Annotated in this window: 24 protein-coding genes and 2 pseudogenes; 12 read left to right on the plus strand and 14 right to left on the minus strand. The window is 57.6% G+C overall.

Features of this window, described 5'->3' with window-relative positions:
• Positions 1–6: 6 nt before the first annotated feature.
• Both ACRER8_RS10530 and ACRER8_RS10535 read left to right on the plus strand, forming a co-directional pair.
• A pseudogene (locus ACRER8_RS10530) lies at positions 7–792 on the plus strand (PAS domain-containing protein); the annotation flags it as partial.
• A gap of 96 nt (positions 793–888) precedes the next feature.
• Positions 889–1,326: pseudogene (locus ACRER8_RS10535) on the plus strand (methyl-accepting chemotaxis protein); the annotation flags it as partial.
• Positions 1,327–1,501: 175 nt separating this feature from the next.
• Here ACRER8_RS10535 and ACRER8_RS10540 read toward each other — a convergent pair.
• From ACRER8_RS10540 to ACRER8_RS10565, 6 genes are all read right to left on the minus strand, one after another.
• Positions 1,502–1,939, minus strand: a complete 438-nt coding sequence (locus ACRER8_RS10540; RefSeq protein ID WP_431746268.1) for a nucleoside deaminase — start codon at positions 1,937–1,939, stop codon at positions 1,502–1,504.
• Between the two features lie 61 nt (positions 1,940–2,000).
• Entirely contained in the window at positions 2,001–2,531 is a 531-nt protein-coding gene (locus ACRER8_RS10545) for a hypothetical protein (RefSeq protein ID WP_431746269.1), read from the minus strand.
• Between the two features lie 369 nt (positions 2,532–2,900).
• A complete protein-coding gene (locus ACRER8_RS10550; protein ID WP_431746270.1) occupies positions 2,901–3,914 on the minus strand; it encodes an ABC transporter substrate-binding protein in 1,014 nt (337 codons plus the stop codon).
• Between the two features lie 67 nt (positions 3,915–3,981).
• Positions 3,982–4,491, minus strand: a complete 510-nt coding sequence (locus ACRER8_RS10555) for a sigma-70 family RNA polymerase sigma factor (RefSeq protein WP_431746271.1) — start codon at positions 4,489–4,491, stop codon at positions 3,982–3,984.
• Positions 4,492–4,696: 205 nt separating this feature from the next.
• Positions 4,697–5,476 (minus strand): phosphate/phosphite/phosphonate ABC transporter substrate-binding protein, encoded by a 780-nt coding sequence (locus tag ACRER8_RS10560; protein WP_431746272.1) that lies wholly within the window; start codon positions 5,474–5,476, stop codon positions 4,697–4,699.
• A 15-nt stretch (positions 5,477–5,491) separates the two neighbouring features.
• The gene (locus ACRER8_RS10565) at positions 5,492–6,433 is read right to left on the minus strand and encodes a fatty acid desaturase (RefSeq protein ID WP_431746273.1); all 942 of its coding nucleotides are present in this window, start codon (positions 6,431–6,433) and stop codon (positions 5,492–5,494) included.
• Between the two features lie 156 nt (positions 6,434–6,589).
• On the opposite strand from ACRER8_RS10565, the gene ACRER8_RS10570 reads away from it, so the two are divergent.
• Positions 6,590–7,420, plus strand: coding sequence for a class I SAM-dependent methyltransferase (locus ACRER8_RS10570; protein ID WP_431746274.1), 831 nt, complete (start codon positions 6,590–6,592; stop codon positions 7,418–7,420).
• Positions 7,421–7,599: 179 nt separating this feature from the next.
• Here ACRER8_RS10570 and def read toward each other — a convergent pair whose 3' ends face one another.
• The 3 genes from def to ACRER8_RS10585 all read right to left on the minus strand — a co-directional run bounded on the left by def (position 7,600) and on the right by ACRER8_RS10585 (position 9,638).
• Positions 7,600–8,139, minus strand: coding sequence for a peptide deformylase (gene def / locus ACRER8_RS10575; RefSeq protein WP_431746275.1), 540 nt, complete (start codon positions 8,137–8,139; stop codon positions 7,600–7,602).
• Positions 8,140–8,199: 60 nt separating this feature from the next.
• On the minus strand, positions 8,200–9,204 hold the full coding sequence (locus ACRER8_RS10580; RefSeq protein WP_431746276.1) for a YihY/virulence factor BrkB family protein: 1,005 nt from the start codon (positions 9,202–9,204) through the stop codon (positions 8,200–8,202).
• A gap of 242 nt (positions 9,205–9,446) precedes the next feature.
• The gene (locus ACRER8_RS10585; protein ID WP_431746277.1) at positions 9,447–9,638 is read right to left on the minus strand and encodes a CsbD family protein; all 192 of its coding nucleotides are present in this window, start codon (positions 9,636–9,638) and stop codon (positions 9,447–9,449) included.
• A 255-nt stretch (positions 9,639–9,893) separates the two neighbouring features.
• Here ACRER8_RS10585 and ACRER8_RS10590 point away from each other — a divergent pair, with 255 nt between their 5' ends.
• The gene (locus ACRER8_RS10590; protein WP_431746278.1) at positions 9,894–10,274 is read left to right on the plus strand and encodes a hypothetical protein; all 381 of its coding nucleotides are present in this window, start codon (positions 9,894–9,896) and stop codon (positions 10,272–10,274) included.
• A gap of 180 nt (positions 10,275–10,454) precedes the next feature.
• Here the strand turns inward: ACRER8_RS10590 and ACRER8_RS10595 are convergent, their stop codons facing one another.
• Positions 10,455–11,291, minus strand: a complete 837-nt coding sequence (locus ACRER8_RS10595) for a CvfB family protein (protein WP_431746279.1) — start codon at positions 11,289–11,291, stop codon at positions 10,455–10,457.
• A 382-nt stretch (positions 11,292–11,673) separates the two neighbouring features.
• On the opposite strand from ACRER8_RS10595, the gene ACRER8_RS10600 reads away from it, so the two are divergent.
• The 4 genes from ACRER8_RS10600 (at position 11,674) to ACRER8_RS10615 (ending at position 14,374) form a co-directional block, all read left to right on the plus strand.
• A complete protein-coding gene (locus ACRER8_RS10600) occupies positions 11,674–11,853 on the plus strand; it encodes a hypothetical protein (protein WP_296255727.1) in 180 nt (59 codons plus the stop codon).
• Between the two features lie 186 nt (positions 11,854–12,039).
• Positions 12,040–12,525: a hypothetical protein gene (locus ACRER8_RS10605; RefSeq protein WP_431746280.1), complete on the plus strand. Its 486-nt coding sequence runs from the start codon at positions 12,040–12,042 to the stop codon at positions 12,523–12,525.
• A gap of 160 nt (positions 12,526–12,685) precedes the next feature.
• Positions 12,686–13,438 carry a TorF family putative porin gene (locus tag ACRER8_RS10610; RefSeq protein ID WP_431746281.1) on the plus strand — a complete coding sequence of 251 codons (753 nt, stop codon included), beginning with the start codon at positions 12,686–12,688 and terminating at the stop codon, positions 13,436–13,438.
• Positions 13,439–13,501: 63 nt separating this feature from the next.
• Positions 13,502–14,374, plus strand: coding sequence for a DUF6279 family lipoprotein (locus tag ACRER8_RS10615; protein WP_431746282.1), 873 nt, complete (start codon positions 13,502–13,504; stop codon positions 14,372–14,374).
• A gap of 130 nt (positions 14,375–14,504) precedes the next feature.
• On the opposite strand, the gene ACRER8_RS10620 is transcribed toward ACRER8_RS10615, so the two are convergent.
• The gene (locus tag ACRER8_RS10620; RefSeq protein ID WP_431746283.1) at positions 14,505–14,912 is read right to left on the minus strand and encodes a transcriptional regulator; all 408 of its coding nucleotides are present in this window, start codon (positions 14,910–14,912) and stop codon (positions 14,505–14,507) included.
• Between the two features lie 192 nt (positions 14,913–15,104).
• On the opposite strand from ACRER8_RS10620, the gene ACRER8_RS10625 reads away from it, so the two are divergent.
• Positions 15,105–15,380 carry a hypothetical protein gene (locus ACRER8_RS10625; protein WP_431746284.1) on the plus strand — a complete coding sequence of 92 codons (276 nt, stop codon included), beginning with the start codon at positions 15,105–15,107 and terminating at the stop codon, positions 15,378–15,380.
• Between the two features lie 271 nt (positions 15,381–15,651).
• On the opposite strand, the gene ACRER8_RS10630 is transcribed toward ACRER8_RS10625, so the two are convergent.
• Positions 15,652–16,995 carry a DEAD/DEAH box helicase gene (locus tag ACRER8_RS10630; protein ID WP_431746285.1) on the minus strand — a complete coding sequence of 448 codons (1,344 nt, stop codon included), beginning with the start codon at positions 16,993–16,995 and terminating at the stop codon, positions 15,652–15,654.
• 179 nt (positions 16,996–17,174) lie between these two features.
• On the opposite strand from ACRER8_RS10630, the gene ACRER8_RS10635 reads away from it, so the two are divergent.
• Entirely contained in the window at positions 17,175–18,428 is a 1,254-nt protein-coding gene (locus ACRER8_RS10635; protein WP_431746286.1) for a mechanosensitive ion channel family protein, read from the plus strand.
• A gap of 353 nt (positions 18,429–18,781) precedes the next feature.
• Here the strand turns inward: ACRER8_RS10635 and ACRER8_RS10640 are convergent, their stop codons facing one another.
• Together ACRER8_RS10640 and ACRER8_RS10645 are read right to left on the minus strand one after the other, a co-directional pair.
• Positions 18,782–19,015, minus strand: a complete 234-nt coding sequence (locus ACRER8_RS10640; protein ID WP_431746287.1) for a hypothetical protein — start codon at positions 19,013–19,015, stop codon at positions 18,782–18,784.
• 634 nt (positions 19,016–19,649) lie between these two features.
• Positions 19,650–19,964 (minus strand): 3-phosphoglycerate kinase, encoded by a 315-nt coding sequence (locus ACRER8_RS10645; RefSeq protein WP_431746288.1) that lies wholly within the window; start codon positions 19,962–19,964, stop codon positions 19,650–19,652.
• A 205-nt stretch (positions 19,965–20,169) separates the two neighbouring features.
• Here ACRER8_RS10645 and ACRER8_RS10650 point away from each other — a divergent pair, with 205 nt between their 5' ends.
• Both ACRER8_RS10650 and ACRER8_RS10655 read left to right on the plus strand, forming a co-directional pair.
• Positions 20,170–21,096, plus strand: coding sequence for a LysR family transcriptional regulator (locus ACRER8_RS10650; protein ID WP_431746289.1), 927 nt, complete (start codon positions 20,170–20,172; stop codon positions 21,094–21,096).
• Between the two features lie 222 nt (positions 21,097–21,318).
• Positions 21,319–21,876, plus strand: a complete 558-nt coding sequence (locus ACRER8_RS10655) for a peptidylprolyl isomerase (protein ID WP_431746290.1) — start codon at positions 21,319–21,321, stop codon at positions 21,874–21,876.
• Positions 21,877–21,936 lie beyond the last annotated feature (60 nt).

Below are 21,936 nucleotides of genomic sequence, written 5' to 3' on the forward strand. Positions count from 1 at the left end.
TGGCACATGTTCAATTCATTCCGCAAAGCCGTCGAAGCCGAGTTGCTGGTAGCCACCGCCGCGCTGTGTCAGTCGAAGGCCAAGCTGGCGGCGATCAGTCATTCCATGGCGATGATCGAATTCACGCCTGAGGGGATCATTCTCGACGCCAATGAGAACTTCTGCCTGACCATGGGCTATCAGCCAGACGAGCTGGTAGGCAAGCATCACCGGATTTTCTGCGAAAAGGCTTTTAGCGCCAGTGATGCCTACGGCAAATTGTGGCGTGACCTGGCCCGCGGCGAACCGCTGTGCGGCACGTTCATGCGTGTGGACAAATCCGGTCGCGAGATATGGCTGGAAGCCAGTTACATGCCGGTGTATGACACCGATGGCAGGGTCCAGAGCGTGATCAAGGTCGCCGCAGACATTACCGAGCGCGCGCACAAGGATCATGAAAACCAGAGCATGATCTGCGCCATCAGCCGCTCCATGGCAATGATCGAGTTTTCGCCGGATGGCCGCGTCATCACGGCCAACGAAAACTTCCTCAATACCATGCATTACTCGCTTGCCGAGGTCGTGGGCCAGCACCACAGCATGTTCTGCACCCAAGGCGAGGTAGAGTCCCCGGCCTATAACGCGTTCTGGGCGTCGCTCAATCGCGGCGAATATCACTCCCACCGCTTCGAGCGCGTGAACAAACACGGGCAGACGGTCTACCTGGAAGCCACCTACAACCCGCTATTCGATGCCAAGGGCCGGCTGTACAAAGTGGTGAAATTCGCCAGCGACATCACCGAGCAGGTCACGGTGCAACGCAATGCCGCCACTACCGCGCATGACACTTCGGTGCGTACCGACGCCTGCGCGCAAAAGGGTTCGAGCGTGGTCCAGCAGACGGTCGAGGTGATCGAGCAGATCTCCCACGACCTCAACGAAGCGGCCCGCAGCATTGATGCGGTGAACAAACAGTCGGAAATCATCGCTACCATCGTTCAGACCATTCGCGGGATTGCCGATCAGACCAATCTACTGGCCCTTAACGCCGCGATCGAAGCGGCGCGCGCGGGGGAACACGGACGCGGGTTTGCGGTGGTGGCCGATGAGGTCCGGGGGCTGGCGGCGAGGACCAGCAAGGCGACCATCGAGATCGTCGACGTGGTGCGGCAAAACAACGAACTGGCCAAAAGTGCGGTGTCGAGCATGCAATCGAGTCTGAGTCGAACGGGTACCGGGGTGGAACTGGCCAATGAGGCCGGGGAAGTGATTCGGGAGATTCAGCAAGGCTCGCGGCATGTGGTGGATGCGATCAGCCAGTTCAATTCGACGTTGCGATTGGACTAAAGCGGCAGCTGGGCTTTCAGTGTAAGAACCGGCTTGCTGGCGAATACGGTGGGTCACACAACTCTTCTACAACTGACCCACCGCGGTCGCTGGCATCGTAACCTCCTACGTCTCCCAAGAGGTTGCGCCGTTGCATCGATCTGCGCCGACAGATCAATCCGTGACGGAACGCCGACTACTCGCCGATATCCTCATTCCACAGCTCAGGCTTGGCGGCAATGAACTGTTTCATCAACCCGATGCAGGTCGCGTTGTGCACCACATCCACCTGTACGCCCCGCGAGCGCAGCAGTGCTTCTTCCCCCATGAACGTCTCGTTCTCGCCAACGATCACCTTGCGAACCCCATACAGAAGGATCGCCCCGCTGCACATCGCGCAGGGTGACAGAGTGGTGTAGAGCGTCGCCTCCCGATAGACCTTGGCGGGTTGGCGGCCGGCGTTTTCGAAAGCGTCCATCTCGCCATGCTTGATCGCGCTGCCTTCCTGAACCCGGCGGTTATGGCCGCGACCAATGATCTTGCCGTCGTGGACGATCACCGAACCGATCGGTATACCGCCTTCATCCAGCCCCTTTTGCGCTTCGTCGATGGCCGCTTGCATGAATGGGTCCATGGTCTACTCCCCCCGTGTAAATCAAAAAGATTGCCGAGCCTCTAGCAGAAGGCCGGAAAGCTCAAGGCTTGGCTTTTTTCAGCGCGTTGTCCAGCGCGGTCGACACATAAACCTTGAGCAGCTCGCTGGAACGGCCTTTCATGTCCATGCCGACATCACGCTGCTTGGCGCGGAATTTGTTGGCAATGTCGGGTGGTGGGTTGCCGATGTCGAGTGCCGTCAGCTCTTCCGGCGTGAAGGACGCCGCATAGGCGGCGGCGAGATTGCGATCCCACTCCTGCTGGTATTGCGGCTGCAGATATTGCAACTCGTCCTGAACGATTTCCTGAGCCTTGGTGCGTCCCACCGTTTCGACGAGGGTGGTGAAGGTCACAGTGCGCGATGCCACTTGATAACCCAGCCAGCCGAGGCTCTCGCCCAGATGCCGGTCCTGAACGAACGCCAGCGCGTTGGGCGAGATTGAAGGGGCGGTCGCCGGTGCGGGCCCCGTTTCGCCCGCCAGCGCCAGACCCGGCACTTCCAGCAACACCCCAAACAACAGCCCGGCGACCGTATTCAGAATCGTCCACGCAGTCGATCTGCCAAATCCCATGTCCTCTCCCCGGCGACTTTTATATATGTGATCAACGCACTGACTGCTCGTGACGCTAGCAGCTGAGCAGCGCTTTGCCAGTGGTCAGGCTCGCGGCGAGGCGCCGTCAACCCTACGTTCAGCATTCAGACCGCGGAATCCGGGCAAGGTTGAGGGGGGATGTGCTGGCAGCGCAGCGGCGAGGTTCGCAGGTAGCAGGTAGCAGGTAGCAGGTAGCAGGTAGCAGAAAAGCATGGAATTGAGACGATCCTCTGTAGGAGCGAATTCATTCGCGAGAGTCCAGTACAGTCGACGCTAATACGTCGCCTGGAAGATCTTTCGCGAATGAATTCGCTCCCACAGATTTTTACCGCAGCGTTCGAAAGAGAATTACAACGCCGCAGTCACCTTCTTGGCGACATCAGCCGGCACCCACGGTGTCCAGATTTCCGGATGATCCTTGAGGAACGTCTTGGCTACGGCATCGGGCTCCAGACGCTTTTCGCTCATTTCGCCCAAGGTCTTGTTCAGTTGATCGATCGGCAGGTCGACCTTTTCAAAAAAATTCACTAGATCCGGATACTGCTTGCGAAACGGATCCGACACACCGATCGCCAGATGCGCGGCCAGCGAGCTGGAGCCGATCGGGTTCGGGTTGTTGGCATCGGCCAGGGTTTTCCACGCGGCCTCGTTGAATGGCGGTTCTTCAAGCTTGATCAGCTTGAAGCGACCCAACAATGGCGTCGGCGACCAGTAATAGAACAACACCGGCTTGCCACGACGGATCGACGAAGCCACTTCCGCGTCCAGCGCGGCGCCCGACCCGGTGCGGAAGTTCACGTAGCTGTCGTTGAGCTTGTAAGCCTTGAGCTTCTGCGTGTTGACGATTTCCGAGGTCCAGCCGGTCGGGCTATTGAGGAAGCGGCCTTTGTCAGGGGACTCCGGATCCTTGAACACGTCTTTGTATTTGGGCAGGTCGGACACCGACTTCAGGTCCGGCGCCAGCGGCTTGATGCCTTTCTCCGGATCACCCTTGATCACGAATTCCGGCACCCACCAGCCTTCGGTCGCGCCTTTGACGATATCGCCCACGCCATGAACCTTGCCCTCGGCTTCGGCCTTGACCCACGCCGGGCTGCGTCCGGCCCATTCTTCGCCGATCACCTGAATGTCGTTCTTGGCCAGCGCCGATTCAAGACTCACCGTACTGCCCGGCAATTTATCGGTCGGGTAGCCGTAGCCTTTCTCGACAATGGTACGCAGGATTTCAGTGATCAGGCTGCCGCTTTCCCAGGTGATATCACCAAAGTGGATGGGCGCGGTCTTGTCCGCGCTGTAAGCAGACTGAGTCATTACCGCCAGCGCCAGCAGCGAGCCGCCCAGCAGGTGTTTGATCGATGTCATTGTTATCTCTCGCAGTATTCGGCTCGGGAATGGAAAGGGCTCAGTAGGGTTTAGCACAGCACACGTTTCATTCCAGACAAGCGCGCAGGCAACAGGTTTCGGCTTTTTCCATGTAGTCGCTGACTGAACGAGAGGAAATGCCCAGGCGGGTGGCGATTTCGGGGTAGGTCAGACCGACGCTGCGCGAGAGCATGAAGGTCGTTTTGACCTTCGGTGGCAGGCGGTTGAGACGGCGATCGATGCGATCCAGGGTCTGCAGGGTGGCGGCCAGGTTTTCCGGGGACGGCGTGTGGGCGTCCTCTTCGAATATCAGACCGTCCAGATAATTCCGCTCCAGATCGCGGCGGCGCCAGCGTTGGTAGATCAGCCGTTGAGCGATGGTTGTCAGCAGTGCCCGAGGCTCACGAATCGGCACTACGTTGGGCGCGGCCAGCAGTTGCAGAAAGGTTTCGCAGGCAATGTCTTCGGCGCTTTCCGGCCCGTCCAGATGACGCTGCAAGCGGTCGCACAACCAACCGTAATGGCGCTGAAAAAGTTCGCTGAGGTATTGGCGATGGGACAGATCGACGCCAGACATAAGACTTCCCTTGGCTGAATTGTTGTTCTGCCCGGTGGATCGGGTAGAGCCATGCTAGCAAGGGTTTTTATGCATTAATAATATTTAAAGGTGATTTTTATAGACCATAAAAGAATAAATAAAGGCTTTCACGATGACTCTCTATAGCAGCGCGGCTTGCCGGCGACGACGTCTTTGAACCACCGCCGAAGGCATGTCGGGGCTGCTACAGGGTGTTCAGGCCCAGATCTTGAGCCTGGCGCTGATAATCCAGCAGAACCTGATAATCCGCTTCGCTCGCGGGCAACACTTCAGCAATCGCGAGCACTTGCACGACCTCCGGCAAATCCTTCAGCGCTCGATTCATCGTCTGACGTATTCGCTCACCATCCGCACCAACCCGAGTGATATAAGGCAGACACGGCCCATTGGCCGTACGGCCAACCACCTTCACGCCGACAACCTCTTCACTGTGATCCCGCGCCAGATAATCGAAGGTCACGCTGTCGATTGCCGCCAGATCCCCTCGCCCTTCCCTGAGCGCCGCCAGGCTATTGCGATGCCCGCCAGTCAGTGACACCTGCGCAAAGAACTGCCCGCCCCGCTGCAATGGTGCCAGCGCGTGGCGAAACAGATTCATCCCGGAATTCGAATCTTGGGAATTGAGCAAACCATGGCTGCCACGAAAATCCTCAAGCTGCTGACGAGGATCATCGGCCCGCGCCACCAACAGGCTGCAATGGTTGCCATGCGCGCTGTTGGGCAACTGGTAAACCGGGCGTCCGACCACTTGCACCTGGCCGCGCAACAGCGTCATCAGTGGATAGCCACAGGTCTGTGTCAGCAGCAATTGTGGGGAGAGCCACAGTCGTTTGAGGTCCAGCGCCTGCGCATCCAGACGCTCTGCGCCAAGCAGTTCGAGCACGCGGCCGAGCCACAGCTCCTGTGCCTGACGCACCCGCTCGGGCACGACATACATGAGTAATTCAGCGAAACCCTGAGCCATGTGCGGATACCGGACCTAGACGTAAGGATGTTGAGGACTGTCGATGGGGTTGAAACTATGACGACGAAACAGTTCAGCATATCCCGGTAACAGAAAACCACCGCTACGTGCCAGCCATTGTTCTCGACGGTCGCGATAGACCTTTGGAATGTGATACCAGGCCAGCCCCGGCAGGTCGTGATGTACCAAGTGCAGATTCAGATTAAGAAACAGCCAGCGCCAGGGCCACGACGCTTCGTTGATCACAGTGCGCTGATGTGAGTGCTCGGCCGGGCGATGTTCGTAGTAGGAGCGCACCATCGAAATCGCCAGGGCAGGCACGCTGATCAGCAGCACGTAATGCAGGCTCGACAATGCGCTGTATCGCTCGATGAAGAGGAACATCAGCAACAGGAAAAAACCGTGAGTGGCCCACATCGCCCAAGCCTTGCGCTCGCCGCGGAGCAGCCGCGCGGATTCACCGCTGATCAAACTGCCCAGCGCCAACGGTACGCCGAACACCAGACGCCCTGGCGGAGTTTTGTCGAGCCAGCGCAACAGGCGCATTACAGGGCCAGTCCGCTGCCAGTTCAACTGGCTGAGGTAGCGACTTTCCGGGTCCTGGCCAGGAGTGGTCAGGTCTTCATCGCGATGATGCTGCATGTGCGTATCACGATACAGGGTGTACGGATACCAGACCGCGAACGGCGCATAGCCCAGTGCCTTGTTCACCCATAGCCAGCGGGTGGGATGGCCGTGCAGCAGTTCGTGTTGCAGAGACATCCACAGGACAGTCAGCGGAATCATCAACGCGGTGGTCGGCCATATACCCAGTGTCGGGCTGAGCAGCAACAACGCAGGCCACGCGGCATACACACCGATCAGCAACAGCCACGTCGGCCATTCCGTGCGACCCATGAAAATTTCGCGCAGACGGGCGACGTCTTCACGCTGGGCGCTGTCGAGATAATTGGGCATTGCCGCTCCTGCACATGGCTGATACCCGGTTGTGCATTGGCGCCGCAAAATCTTGTAGATCGATTGGTTATCTGCACCAAACCAAATGTGTCATTCGCCTGCCAGCCTCGCATGCTAGCCTCGCCCATCACCTCCTGCCGTTAAAACGGGATGCACATGAAACCGACGCTCATAGCCTTCGCCCTTGCCGCTGTTTTCGGATCGACCGTGGCCATTGCCGCCACCCCTGCCTCCCCTTCCAACATCACCCACGAACAATACGCCACGGTCCTCAAAGGCGACTGGCGCGTGCCGCAGAACGCGGCGCGCGATCAATACCGACACCCCGAGCAAACGCTGCAGTTCTTTGGCGTGCGTAGCGATCAAACCGTCATCGAGATCACCCCCGGCAACGGCTGGTACAGCGAATTGCTGGCACCGCTGCTCAAGGACAAGGGGCATTACGTGGCGGCGATCGTCGATCCTTCGGTGAGTGATTACGCGAAAAAATCCGCCGACAGCCTCAAGCAGAAATACGCTGCCGACCCTGCGCACTACGGCAAAGTCGAGGTCATCGGGTATACACCCGATGCGCCTGTCTTCGGCAAGCCCGGCTCTGCCGACACGGTTCTGACCTTTCGCAACGTGCACAACTGGGTCGACGCGGGCAACGAAGCGGCGACGTTCAAAGCGTTCTTTGACGTGCTGAAGCCGGGCGGAACGCTGGGGGTGGTCGATCACCGAGCCAAGCCGGGGACCACGGCCAAGGACAACGAGAAAAACGGCTACCTGCCCACCGATTACGTGGTGAAACTGGCGCAGACGGCGGGCTTCGAGCTGGCGGGTGAAAGCGAAGTAAATGCGAATTCCAAGGACACCAAGGACTACCCCGACGGCGTCTGGACCCTACCGCCCGCGCTGGTGAAGGGCGAGCAGGACAAGGCGAAATATCTGGAGATTGGCGAATCGGACCGGATGACGTTGCGGTTTATCAAGCCGGCTGAATAACTCCACCAAGCATCAGCCAAACGTGGAACCCTGTAGAAGCTGCTGGCACCGCCGAACTTGTAGGAGCCGGCTTGCTGGCGAATGCGGTAGGTCAGTCACCGGTTCAGTCGCTGACACTCCGCATTCGCCAACAAGCCAGCCCCCTAACAGTTTGATCGCCTTCAATTCATGCTCAGCCTTCAATCATCCGCATTCGGGTCCATGTCCGGGAACAACACTTCGGTGAACCCGAAACGGGTGAAATCCTTGATGCGAGAAGGGTAAAGCCGCCCGATCAAGTGGTCGCACTCATGCTGCACCACACGCGCGTGAAAACCCCGAGCCACGCGCTGGATACGATTGCCGTCGGGGTCGAAGCCTTCGTAGCGGATGTGCTCATAACGCTCCACCACCCCACGCAAACCCGGCACTGACAGGCAGCCTTCCCAGCCTTCTTCCACAGTCGGTTCGAGCGGCGTGATCAGCGGGTTGAGCAGAATGGTCGGCGGCACGGCTTCGGCATCGGGATAGCGCTCGCTCCGCTCGAAACCGAAGATCACCAATTGCAGATCGACGCCGATCTGCGGCGCGGCCAGTCCCACGCCACCTACGCTACGCATGGTTTCGAACATGTCGTCGATCAGGGTTTTCAGCTCGTTGGAGCCGAACATCGATTCGGGCACGGGCGGCGCGATACGCAACAGACGCTCGTCACCCATTTTCAGGATTTCACGAATCATGGAAGAACCTTTGGCAAGGGCGGATGCGCCATACAGATGCGCATCCTGCCACAAGGCTTATCAGGGTTTGTCGGTTTTGAGCACTTGCAGCGGTTGCTCATAGTCATGGTCATGGTCATGACTGTGATCACGGCCCAGCCCCGAGACATGCTGCTTTTCATGAGCAGTCTCGGGATCAGCATTTTCACCACCGTCGCCTGGGACTTTCTCGCCCTTTTCCTTGCCTTCCTGGGACATGTGCTCGATCACCGCATTCATCTCCGCACCCAGCAGCAGCACCGAGGAGGAAATGTAGAAATACAGCAGCAGCACGATGATCGCGCCGATGCTGCCGTACATGGCGTCGTAATTGGCGAAGGTCTTCACGTAATACGCGAATCCCAGGGAAGCGAGAATCCAGACCACAACCGCCAGCACCGAGCCAGGCGAGATGAAGCGGAACTCCTGCTTAACGTCGGGCATGACGTAGTACATCATCGCGACCGAAACCATCAGCAGCAGGATGATCAGCGGCCAGCGCAGGATAGTCCACAGGGTGACGATGAAGTCCTCCATGCCGATCTGTCCAGCCAGCCAGTTCATGACTTGAGGCCCCGTCACCATGAGCGCCGCAGCCGCCAGCAACATCCCGGCAAAGCCAATGGTATACAGCACCGACAATGGCAGACGCTTCCACGCCGGGCGCTCTTCGACGACGTCATAAGCAGCGTTCATCGCACTCATCATCAGCCGCACACCCGCCGAAGCACTCCACAGGGCAATGACGATACCAACCGAGAGCAAACCGCCCTTGGACTCCTGCAACTGATCGATTACCGGGTTGACCTGATCCAGCGCTTGCGGAGGCAACACCAGTTCAGACTGCAGGCGCAGCCAACTGAAGAAATCGGGCAGATGCAAAAAGCCGATCAGGGCGATCAGGAACAGCAAAAACGGGAACAGCGAAAACAGCATCTGGTAAGCCAGTGCAGAGGCGTACGTCGACATCTCGTCATCGAGAAACTCTTTGACCGTTCTGACCAACACCGTCGTTACACGTAGCCGGCGCAAATCCGGGAATATCATGGCGTCTCCTTTCGCGACGTAGACGTATCTAACACACATTTACCTATACGAGCGGGCAAACGCTTTGAAATTCCGTATGCCCTTCACAGCGGGCGGCTTTTTACATCCAGTTAAGCACTTTTGCCACGTCCAATACGTTTCAACGTATCTTCGGCCGGACACGATAACGGCCATCAAGGGATGGCCGCTATGGAGTGTTCTTCACATCGCTTGAGGTTTCTACACCCTAAGCGCGCAGGCCGTCAGGCCTTGTCGACGCCTTTTTTCAGCGCGTCCTTGGTTTTGCCGACCGCTTGTTGCGTTTCACCTTTGACTTCCTGCGCCTTGCCTTCCGCGCGCAATTTGTCGTTATCAGTGGCCTTGCCGACGCCTTGCTTGACGTTACCGGCTGCTTCGTTGGCCATGCCTTTGACTTTATCGCCAGTGCTGCTCATCGTTGTTTCTCCTCGGTAAGAATCAGGTGTCGTAACCTCGACATAGGGGTTGACCGGACCCCGTTCTCGAGAGTTTCAAATATTTTCCGGGCGGCTTTTCGTAGCTGTAACCGCACTTTTCATCGCGCGCATCAGTTTTGACTTTATGTTTGCCCGGCAACCCAGGAGAATGCGCGGCCGAACCGGGCCGTGCCTATCGCGCAATGTCAGCGGATACATACCCAGGCTCACGAGACAGAGATCCACAGGAACGTTATGAAACTCGACAAGCAGCAGGCCATCGCGCGCCGCAATGAGCAACTGGGTGGCGCCGTACTGGGCACCAACAACACCCATTTCGCCGTACTGGATCCCAAGCGCAATATCTGGTGGTTCGATCTTCCGGTAGCCCGTCTTGCCGTCGGCCAGTACGAATGGCTGCACCTGCTGCTGCACACGCCGAGCACCGATGAGCTGATTCACCTCAAAGTCACCACCAGATTCCTGCGCGAGCACAAGGAAGGCGTGGTGATTCGCAACGAAGGCAAACGCAAGTCCACCGTCAGCCTGGAGCTGTCGGCGGACAAGGATTCGTATCTCAAGGACATGCGTCCGAATGGGGCGAATCTGAGTTTTGTGGGGTTCGTGCAGAGATAGCCGCCACAGCGTCTGCGGCAGCGCACTCGCCCGCGATCGCGATAGGGTTTGCCGGTCAGCAGCTACGGCCCAGACAAACCACCATCGCGGACAAGCGCGCGTCTACAAGGATTCTTCGCCTGCTACATGTGACGCAAACACACGTTGCTTCCGCTCAATCAGACGCGCATGCGGTTCGCATCAGACCAGTTCGATACGATCAGCGTGAATCACGATCTGGCCCTGCTTGTACAACGCGCCGATGGCCTTCTTGAAGTTGCCCTTGCTGACGCCGAACAAGTTGCTGATGACCGCCGGGTCGCTCTTGTCGCTGACCGGCAGCACGCCGTTGTTCTGGCGCAGTTTGTCGAGGATCTTGGCGTTTAGGCTGCTGGCCAGCTGTTCGCCTACCGGTTGCAGGCTCAGGCTGATGTTGCCGTCGTTGCGCACTTCCTTGATGAAGCCTTTTTCCTGTTTGCCCGAACGCAGGAACTTGAACACTTCGTTCTTGTGAATCAAGCCCCAATGCTTGTTGTTGATGATCGCCTTGAAGCCCATTGCGGTTTCTTCGGCAACCAACAGGTCCACTTCCTGGCCGACTGAATAGTTGGCAGGGACCTTGTCCAGGTAGCGGTCCAGGCGCGTGGTGGCGGTAATGCGGCGACTGTGCTTGTCGAGGTAGACATGCACCACGCAGTAGTCACCGGCCTTCAGCGGACGCTTTTCCTCGGAGTAAGGCAGCAGCAGATCCTTGGGCAGGCCCCAGTCCAAAAAGATACCGATGCTGTTGACCTCAACCACCTTCAGACTGGCAAACTCACCGACCTGAACTTTCGGTTTTTCAGTAGTGGCGATCAACTTGTCATCGCTGTCCAGATAAATAAAGACGTTCAACCAGTCTTCGTCTTCGCTGGGAATATCTTTTGGAATATATCGATTGGGCAGCAATATTTCGCCGTCCTGCGCACCGTCAAGATATAAACCGAAGTTAGTGTGTTTCACCACTTGCAAACTGTTGTAACGCCCGACTAAAGCCATGTCCAAATACCCTCATTGCGTGGGCGGCATTCTACCCGAGTTTGCGCCGCCCTTGCCGGGTCATGCATGGCGCTTTTGCAGAACCGCTTCGGAAGCCTTGAAATTCAGGGTTTTGGCGACGACACGCTGTCGGACGCGACCAAGACCCAGGCCATTCGTCAGGTCAGAGGGAGCGCTGCGAGCAGACACTACAGCTGAATTGCGGACGAAATCCCTTCAGGACTTGGCAATTAAAACAGGCATTTACCCGATATTTGGGCGAAATGCTTTGCGTCGCAAGGATTAATCGGTCTACGGTGCGCGCCGATAATTACCAAGCAATTTCCGACGCGTTCCGATAAGATGGCCGGCCGTATTAATTTTATATAGGTTAATTGCAGCCATGCGCGTAAAAGCATCCAACTCGAAAGCCAAACCAGCTCCAGCCGTTGAGACCAGCGATTCGATCAACGCACAAATTGCAGCTTTCCTGAAATCCGGCGGCGAGATCCAGCAGATCGCCAAAGGCGTGAGCGGCCAGACCTTCGGCGCCTCGAAACAAATCTCCCTCGGCAAAAAGTAAATTTTTCCCCGCCTACGCGGTCGACATCCAGGCGCTTTGATCGCAAAGCGCCAGGTCCATCGCTTCCCCGCTTCAACAAAGCTCTGCTTTACTGTCTCGACATAGCCCGCTCGTCCTGAACTGGCTGCCGTACGCGACAGACCGGACGATGCCCTGAATTACCAGACGTCTCTGCGGAAACCCGATATGAACAAATGGATGTTTTTCGGCGCCCTGCTCTGCCTTGGCCTGGGTGGTTGTGCGACACACGGTTGTGACACCTCGTCCGTCGGCAGCCGCTGCCGAACCGATTACCTGCTCTATCAGAACGACATGCTGCAGGCCAAGTGGATCATCAACGAACGTCGTCAGGATAACTACGAGCTGGCCAGCGCCCTGCTCAACCGGGCGGCGAACCATGACCAGACCGGCGAAGCCGAGTTTTATCAGGCTGTTCTGTTGCTGCGGTTGAACGCTGAAGGCTCCAGGGTCAATGACCTGCTGCAGGAATCAGCCGACCGCAAATATCCATTGGCCATCGCCTTGCTCGCGCAATTGTCGGGCTCGGTGGACCAGGAAAAGGCCCGCGCATACCGTACGAAATACGAAGAACTGGATGTCGCCAAGAGCGGTTACCCGTCGTTTCCTCAGGCGCTGATAGTCGTCAACGGGCTAATTTCAACGACCAATTGATTGGAAGTTCATTTTTTCTGGCATGAATCGACCAACGGTCGATTCATGCCGGCATTCGCCGGTATCCTTGCGAGGCTCTAGCTCGCGGTTCCTATCGAGCCAATCGGCATTTCGATACGACACCTTCGATCCACTCCTCTGAATCTGAAAGGAGTGAAGCATGCCTTATGCTCGCTGTTTTACACGCTGGACCGGCGCGCTGCTGACCGGTGCTATGTTGGTGCACCATTCCGCCAGCGCCCAGGTACTGGAGCGGGAATTGGGGGACTTCAGCCTCAAAGTCGGTACAACGCCGAGCCGTACAATGGCCCAGGGCTTGGTGACGCCAAGCAGTGGCGATGCGAACTTCCACGGCGGGCTGGACCTGACCCACGAGAGCGGATTCTATTTCGGACAATGGTCCCCCAGCGCCGGGATCGTGCCGGATACGACCCTTGAGGTTGATTCCTACCTGGGTTTCAAAAAGCCGTTCGACAAGACGCTTGGCTATGAGCTGGGTGTCATCCGCTATAGCTACCCCAACACCAGCCAGATCGACAGCCATGAGCTGTATGCCGGTTTTCGTATCTTCGACAGCCGCATCGGCACGGCGGTCAGCACAGACGCTGGACGTCAGGACAGTACGCTGTTCCTCGATCTTGGCGGTCTCAGCGGGCTCGTTCCATTAGGCCTGGACCTGCGCATGCAGTACGGCAATCATCAACTCGACGCGCCGGCCATGATTGACGGCGGCGGTATGGTCAGCGCCTACAACGACTGGTCATTCAATATCTCGCGTCCTTGGCTGGGCATGGACATGAACCTGATGTACAGCGGTTCGAGCCTGACCGGCGCCGATTGCAGCGCCTACAGCGGGCACAATACCCAGTGCGAAAGCGCCGTGACACTGAAGATCGTGCGCTCGTTTTTCTGATTGGCTGAACCGCCTTGCCCTGCCTCGCTCTATAACTGGGAGACGAACCGGCAAGGAGCTGTCATGGGTATTGTGTCGAGGGCCTGTATTTCGCTGTGGCTGGGCCTGGCGTTGCTGGCGGGTTGCAGCCAGATTGGTCTGACTTACCGGCATCTTGATCTGATCATCCCCTGGTCGCTCAGCGACTATCTGGACATGAATGCCTCCCAGAAAGACTGGCTCGACGACCGTCTCAAGGAGCATCTGACCTGGCATTGCACTACGCAGATCCCCGGCTATCTCGACTGGCTGGACCGTCTGCAGCGCATGGTCGAAACCAATCAGGTCAACGAAACCCAGCTCAAGGCGCGCACCGCAGAGGCTCGTCAGGCCATCTCGACCATCTCCCGGGAAATCACCCCGTCTGCGGTCCAATTGCTGCGCCAGCTGAATGATCAGCAGGTCGCCGAGATGGAGGCTGCATTCGCCAAGGACATGGGCAAACATGAGTCGGAATTCGTCGATCAGCCACTGGATCAGCAGATCAGGGACCGCGCGCAACGCATGGAAAAGCGCCTGAATCCGTGGATCGGCAAGCTCAGCCCGGTGCAGAAAGACCGCGTGATGCAATGGTCAACGTCGCTGGGCGAGCAGAATCGCTTGTGGATCGATAACCGCGCGCACTGGCAGTCGCTGTTGCTGACTGCCGTCAAACAACGACAGGCGCCGGATTTCGATCAGAAGATTGCGAAATTGTTGCAGGACCGCGAGACATTCTGGACCGCGGAATACCGCGAGGCTTACGACCATACCGAACAGGCGGCGATTTCGCTGATCACCGACTTGATGGCGCAGAGTTCACCTGAGCAGCGGCAAAAGTTGTTGGAGAAAATCGCTGATGTGCGTCAGGACTTTACCAATCTGAGCTGCTTGAAAGGGGTGAAGAAGAGTTCTTAAGTTCCAACAGCCGAAAAATCCAGCGTCGAACGCAAACCATCGTAGGAACCGGCTTGCTGGCGAACGCTGTAAGTGAGACCCATCATCGTTGACTGATTCTCCGATTCACCCGCAAGCCGGCTCCTACAATTCAGATCGCGCCCGGCGCCACCTGCGCCTTGGACGACAACTTATCGAAGGCGTCCGGGTCCAGGGCATCAGCCTGCTCGTCGAGCGCCTGGCGTGGAGGAGCATTACCGGGAATGCTGCTGTCGATCATCGCCAACAGGCTCGACCCGCGCGGGGTCAGAATGAAGTTCTCGCCATTGCCACCCTCTTCCTCAGGTCGTGACTCGATGAAACCGCGCTTTAACAACAGCGCCTCAAGATCGGCAGCCTGCATTTTCAACGCATCGAGATTGCCAGCGCTTTCACCATCGGCCGCTTTGGCAGCGGCGTGTTCCTCAGCGTATTTGCGTGGAGTAAAGGGTTTATCGGCGCTGTTCTGTACTTCATGCAGCAGACGCTCGATCAGGTCCCAATCATATTTGTCCGACATATTCCTACCTCCAGCAGCGGGGCGAAGTTGGGATTGCGACCCGCGACGTCCGGTCGTCGGGCCTGGTGCTCAAGAGTTGTGACCGGCCTTGCCTCCAGCCGTTCAGCTTGCGGGCCCAGCGGTCAGATGCTGAACTTTTGCCAGAACCGCGCCCTCCATTTCAGTAAGCCCGCAATGGATACAGAGGCAACCATGAAAACCCTAATGAGCATCACTGCCGCGTTGACGCTGCTCGCGGCTGCACCGGTCTGGGCTTGCACGCCAGAAGAAGCCGAGGCCAAACGGGAACAGCTCGCCCAGGAGGTGCAGAAACTTACGCAGCAGAATCCGGCCAAGGCCAAGGAATTGAATCAAGAGATAAAGGACATGCAGCTGGAAACCGCCTCCAAGGACTTGCCGGACAAATGCCAGTTGATCGATCAGCGGATGAAGGAGATGGATGAGGCGGCGAAGAAAGCGGATAGCTGAATGCTGAATGCTGGATGATCGGACGGCATTGGCAGAATGAACGCAACGCCACTGTGGGGGTGAGCTTGCTTAAGAATGAGCCGGGGCATACACGCGGCTAGCACGCTGAATGCAGATCCACTGTGGGAGCTAATTCATTCGCGATAGATCAGTGCAGTCGATGGAGATTTATCGCCTGACAGTCCACCTCGCGAATGAATTCGCTCCCACAGAACTCCGATGACACAAAAGGTTTTCGGTCACGCATCGAGATCAGTGCATGACCGGATGATCACTCAGAAACCGGAGGCCGCGTCACGCGCTTCTTCAGCGGCGCCAGACCATCCTGGCTCACCAGCGACTCGGCCTTCGGACGGTTCACGGTCTTGCGCTTGGTCGGGCCTTTGGCAGCGGTCTTCTTCTTGTCAGTGCCCTTGGCGTCGGTCTTTTTCTTCTTCACGCCCACAGCCTTGCCCGAAGCCTTGACCTTCTTCGGCCCGGTGTAGCTGCCCTTCACTTCCTTAATGGTGCGGCGTTCGAACTTCTGTTTCAGATACCGCTCGATGCTCGACATCAGGTTCCAATCACCGTGGGTGATCAGCGAGATCGCCAAGCCCTCGGCACCAGCACGGCCCGTGCGACCGATGCGGTGAACGTAATCGTCGCCGGTACGCGGCATGTCGAAGTTGATAACCATGTCCAGGCCGTCGACGTCCAGACCACGAGCCGCGACGTCGGTCGCCACCAGGATCTTAACCCCACCCTGCTTCAAACGATCGATCGCCAGTTTGCGATCCTTCTGATCTTTGTCGCCATGCAACACGAACGTTTTGTATTCCAGCGCAACCAGGCGGCCATAAATACGGTCGGCCATGGCCCGGGTGTTGGTGAAGATAATCGCTTTCTGATAAGTCTCGTTGGCCAGCAGCCAATGCAGAACCTGCTCTTTGTGCACGTTATGGTCAGCAGTGATGATCTGTTGACGGGTGCCCTCGGCCAGCTCGCTGACGCTGTTGACCTGGAGGTGTTGTGGATCTTTCAGCACCTTGCCGATCATCTCGCGCAGGCCCGAACCACCGGTTGTGGCCGAGAACAGCATGGTCTGCTGGCGATTGGCGCACTCGTTCGCCAGACGCTCTACATCCTCGGCAAAACCCATGTCGAGCATGCGGTCGGCTTCGTCGAGCACCAGCAATTCAACATGCTTTAGGTCCAGGTTGCCGGCGTTCAGTTGCTCCAGCAGGCGGCCCGGGGTACCGATCAGGATGTCCGGCACCTTGCGCAGCATGGCGGCTTGAACCTTGAAATCCTCACCACCCGTAATCAGGCCGGCCTTGATGAAGGTGAACTGGGAAAAGCGCTCGACTTCCTTGAGGGTCTGCTGCGCCAGTTCGCGGGTCGGCAGCAGGATCAGCGCACGAATATCGACGCGAACCTTGGCCGGGCCGATCAGGCGATTGAGCATTGGCAGTACGAAAGCGGCTGTCTTGCCGCTGCCGGTTTGCGCCGTCACCCGCAGATCGCGTCCTTCCAGCGCCAGCGGAATGGCCGCTGTTTGCACAGGCGTAGGCTCGACGAAATTGAGTTCGGCCACGGCTTTGAGCAGGCGTTCGTGCAGGGCGAATTGGGAGAACACGGGTGTTACCTCGGCGGAATACAAAAAAACAGTCGCATAGGTTACCGGTTTAAGGCGCATTCGCCGAGTTTCTTTACCTCAAAGCACCTATTTTGTTACTGGATTTACCCGTTACTGCCGCGAGCATCCTCACAGTGCTCTAATCGCGCCCCGTTTTTTCTTCAGGAGATCTTGAGTTCATGGACACCTCATCCCTCTGGCTGCGCGTGCAGGAAATCTGGGACCTGCTCGAACACCAGCCAGTGCTACGCGCCACCCTGGGTTTGCTGATGCTGCTGGTCGCTGCGCTCGCACTTGGCCGTCTGGTGCGTTTCGTCATTCTGTACGTCATCAAGGCCCTTGGCCGTCAGCCGGCGCTGTTCTGGCTCAATGATTGTCTGCACAACAAGGTTTTTCACCGACTGGCGCAAGTCACACCGTCGCTGGTAATCCAGTTCGGGCTCAATCTGGTGCCCGACCTGAGCTCCACCGCCACTCATGTGCTGGGCAACGTCGCGCTGGCGTTCACCATCCTGTTCATGATGCTCACCATCGGTGCCCTGCTCAACGCCATGCTGGACATCTACGCGCGCACCGAACACGCCCGCACCCGCTCGATCAAGGGCTACGTGCAGCTCGCGAAAATGATTCTCTACGTATTCGCCGGCATCATCATCGTCGCCACGCTGATCGACCGTTCGCCGCTGTTGCTACTGTCGGGGCTGGGCGCGATGTCGGCGGTAATTCTGTTGGTGTACAAGGACACGCTGCTGTCGTTCGTCGCCAGCGTGCAGCTGACCAGCAACGACATGTTGCGGGTCGGCGACTGGATCGAAATGCCGCAGGTGGGCGCTGACGGCGATGTAGTGGACATCACATTGCACACGGTCAAGGTGCAGAACTTCGACAAGACCCTCGTTTCCATACCCACCTGGCGCCTGATGTCCGAGTCGTTCAAAAACTGGCGCGGCATGCAGCAGGCAGGAGGTCGCCGTATCAAACGCAGCCTGTTTATCGATGCCAGCGGCGTACGGTTCGTCGTCGATGCCGAGGAGCAGAAACTGACCCAAGTGCGCCTGCTGACCGATTATCTGGGGCGCAAGAAAGCCGAACTCAAAGCCTGGAACGAAGCCCAGGGTAACGTCGCCGAGCTGTCAGCCAACCGCCGTCGCATCACCAACCTCGGCACCTTCCGCGCCTACGCGCTGGCGTACCTGAAAAGCCATCCGGATATTCATCCAGACATGACCTGCATGGTCCGCCAGATGGAGGCCACGGCACAGGGCGTGCCGCTGGAAATCTACTGCTTCACCCGCACCACCAGTTGGGCCGATTACGAACGGATTCAGGGAGATATTTTCGATTACCTGCTGGCGGTGTTGCCGGAGTTCGGTTTGAGCCTGTATCAGCAGCCGAGTGGGTCGGATATGCGGGTGGGGTTGGGGATCAGGTGAATGGGAAAGTCAGATTTGGGAAAGTCAGTCCCCAAGGACGCTCCGAGGTACCGCCGCCTCGCGCCCAGCTACGTCAGGCATCGGATGATGCCGGAAGATTCGTTGGGGCACAGACGGCAACGGCAAGCGTGGTGCGGTGAGGGTGATCTACACGGCTCAGCTTGCCAACGACGCATTAGTGGTGCCGCTCATTTACGGCAAAGGCGCCATTGAAAATATCCCTGCGCACGTTCTGCGCAAGATAGCCAAGGAATTCAACTATGCCCCTGATAATTGCGCCGCCGCAATTTTTTCATCAAACAAAAAGCCCGGCATTTGCCGGGCTTTTTGTCTTCAGTACAGCGTTGCGCCAATCAGTAGCGCTGATAGTTCGAACCGAACTCTTTGCGGTTGTCGGCAACGACCACGGTGCTGGGAGCCTTGCTGCCAAAGGGTTTCACTGCATCTTTGCTGGCGACCTTGCTGTCCAGAACAGTTGCGCTAGAAGTATCTACCATTGCGCGCTGATAAGTTTTCTCAGGGCTGGCAAATGCGGAACCTGCTGCCAGGATCGAAAGTGCAAAGCCAAATGCGATGGATTTTTTCATGGTATGGATCTCCGGTAATTGCGTGACAAGTTGGGTTTGATTTAGTGGGTAAGTCATTTCGTTGGGGCCAATCTATTGGGTTGCGCCGCTCATGAAAAACCACGCCTGGAGATATCAAACATCAACTGCAGTGATGTCGTAGACCGTAGCGTCTAGTTCAACTATTTCGGGGAATCGTCGGAGTTTTTTTCGCATCCGCTTACCCGATTTTTGAGGTGGTGGACTGCATAGGGACCATTGCGGGTATTAGCGCTGAGCCGTTCTGATCCAACGAATCGCGGGCAAGCGCGCTTGCAGGGGACGAGAACAAATGGGGTTCGCAGGTTAGCGGTGACAAACGTCAGGCATTAAAAAACCCGATGACCCGCCGCTATCAGAGGGGTCTATCGGGCGATGCACTCAGGAGCATTCAAGTGCCAGAGGAGTTTCGATGAACGCGAGCATGGTCGCGCGCAGGCATTAACTGACGATTAAATCTCCCGCGATCAGGCCTGCGAATGTGGGTCTAAATGCAGCCGAGTAGAGGTTAAGCCTGGCGAGATCGATCAAAAAGCGTAAAAAAATGCTACTAAATATCTAATAATTTGTTTCTTAAATGGAAGAGCACTAGGCTCTTCCTTCAGAAGCTCATAGCTCATTGTGGGTCGCAGCTCAGCTTGATTCGGAGTTTGATGATCTCGCGGCTGAATTTGACGGTGATGTTGCTGCTGGTTTTCGGCGCGATCTGCACCCGACGTGTGCGCGGCGCTTCCGGGCCGTTGCTGAACACCGCAACGCACTTGGCCGGGACATCGCCGTAGTTGTTCACGGTGATATTGCCGATGTCGTAAGCGGTGTCGTGGCTGTTGTAGTCAATCTGCACGCCGTTGATGTGTTTCTCCACATCGATAGGGTAGGCAAAAGCGCTCAAGGGCAACATCGTCAGCAGCACACAACAGAATCTTTTCATGCGATCTCCAAACCAGGATGTGTAAAACGTCGCGAGCGAAAATGAGGCAAGGCAAAAATAGGCGAAAAGCGGCCGGGGTCGCGTCCGACTCTGGGTGTTCTATATGAGCATTTTTGCCTGTTTTTAACGCAGCATCATCGATGCGCAGCAGTTTTTACGCAACTTGCAGCGGGGACCGCCCAGCTTAGGACTAAAGGAGCGAAAGATGAAAGCGCCCCGCGTGACCCTTGATCAATGGCGCACTCTGCAGGCCGTGGTCGATCAGGGTGGCTTCGCCCAAGCCGCCGAAGCGCTGCACCGTTCGCAGTCTTCGGTGAGCTATACCGTGGCCAGAATGCAGGATCAGCTCGGCGTGCCATTGCTGCGCATCGACGGTCGCAAAGCCGTACTGACCGAAGCTGGCGAGGTGTTGTTGCGCCGTTCGCGGCAACTGGTGAAGAACGCCAGTCAGCTGGAGGATCTCGCCCACCACATGGAGCAAGGCTGGGAGGCCGAGGTGCGGCTGGTGGTCGACGCCGCCTACCCCAACGCCCGACTGGTCCGCGCACTGACCGCGTTCATGCCGCAGAGCCGCGGCTGTCGCGTGCGGTTGCGTGAGGAAGTGTTGTCCGGCGTCGAAGAGGTCTTGCTTGAGGGCGTGGCGGATCTTGCCATCAGCGGCTTCAATATTCCCGGTTACCTGGGCACCGAAATGAGTAACGTGGAATTCGTCGCCGTTGCGCACCCCGGGCACGCATTGCATCAGATGCACCGCGAGTTGACCTTTCAGGATCTGGAAAGCCAGCTGCAGGTCGTGATCCGCGACTCCGGCCGCAACCAGCCTCGCGACGTCGGCTGGCTGGGTGCAGAACAGCGCTGGACCGTGGGCAGCCTGGCGACCGCCGCCAAGTTCGTCAGCAGTGGTTTGGGCTTTGCCTGGTTGCCACGGCATCTGATCGAACGCGAGCTGAAAGACGGGGTGCTCAAGGTGCTGCCACTGGACAAGGGCGGCAGCCGCAACCCGACGTTCTATCTTTACGCCAGCAAGGACAAACCGCTGGGACCTGCGACGCAGATTCTCATCGAATTGATCCAGTCCTTCGATACCGCGCCGCTGGATGTGCCGTTTGCGGCGCCGCAGATGGCGGTTTGAACAAGTATCTGTGTGCCACCAGCATTCCTGACCCGGCACACGTACTTCTGTAGGGGGCCGGCATGCCGGCGGAAATGACCCACCGCAATTTCCGGCAAGCCGGCTGCTGTAGACCGTGTACACCCAACGGCTATTAACCCGCCGCTGTCAAAATCCCCGCAAACGTGCTTCCCTTGTCGCCTGTTTCTGCAGTCGAAAATCACTTTTCAGGACCTCCTCCTCATGCTGAAAAAAATCGCCCTCTCTGCCGCCGCCGTGCTGTTCGCTTCCAACCTGATGGCCGCCCCTGCGCCTCATGTTGTACTGGACACCAGCCTTGGCCAGATCGAAATCGAACTGAATCAGGAAAAGGCGCCGGTCAGTACCGCAAACTTCCTCGGGTACGTGGACAGCAACTTCTACACCAACACCATCTTCCATCGCGTAATCCCGGGCTTCATGGTTCAGGGCGGTGGTTTCACAGCGCAAATGATGCAGAAGCAGACCAAGGATCCGATCAAGAACGAAGCGGACAACGGCCTGCATAACGTTCGCGGGACCATCGCCATGGCGCGCACTTCCGATGTTAATTCGGCCACCAGCCAGTTCTTCATCAACGTCAAGGACAACGAGATGCTGGATCACGGCGTTCGTGACTTCGGTTACGCGGTGTTCGGCAAGGTAGTCAAGGGCATGGACGTGGTGGACACCATCGTCAACTCTCAGGCCGGCAACAAGGGCGGCATGCAAAACGTCCCGCTGGACCCGATTCTGATCAAGTCCGCCAAGCGTGTGAACTGACCTCGTCAGCTGTACGAAAGCCGGGCTCTTGCCCGGCTTTTCAGTTTTCGGGATGCAGGC

The sequence above is a fragment of the Pseudomonas sp. genome (assembly GCF_050739935.1).
Classification (GTDB): Bacteria; Pseudomonadota; Gammaproteobacteria; order Pseudomonadales; family Pseudomonadaceae; genus Aquipseudomonas.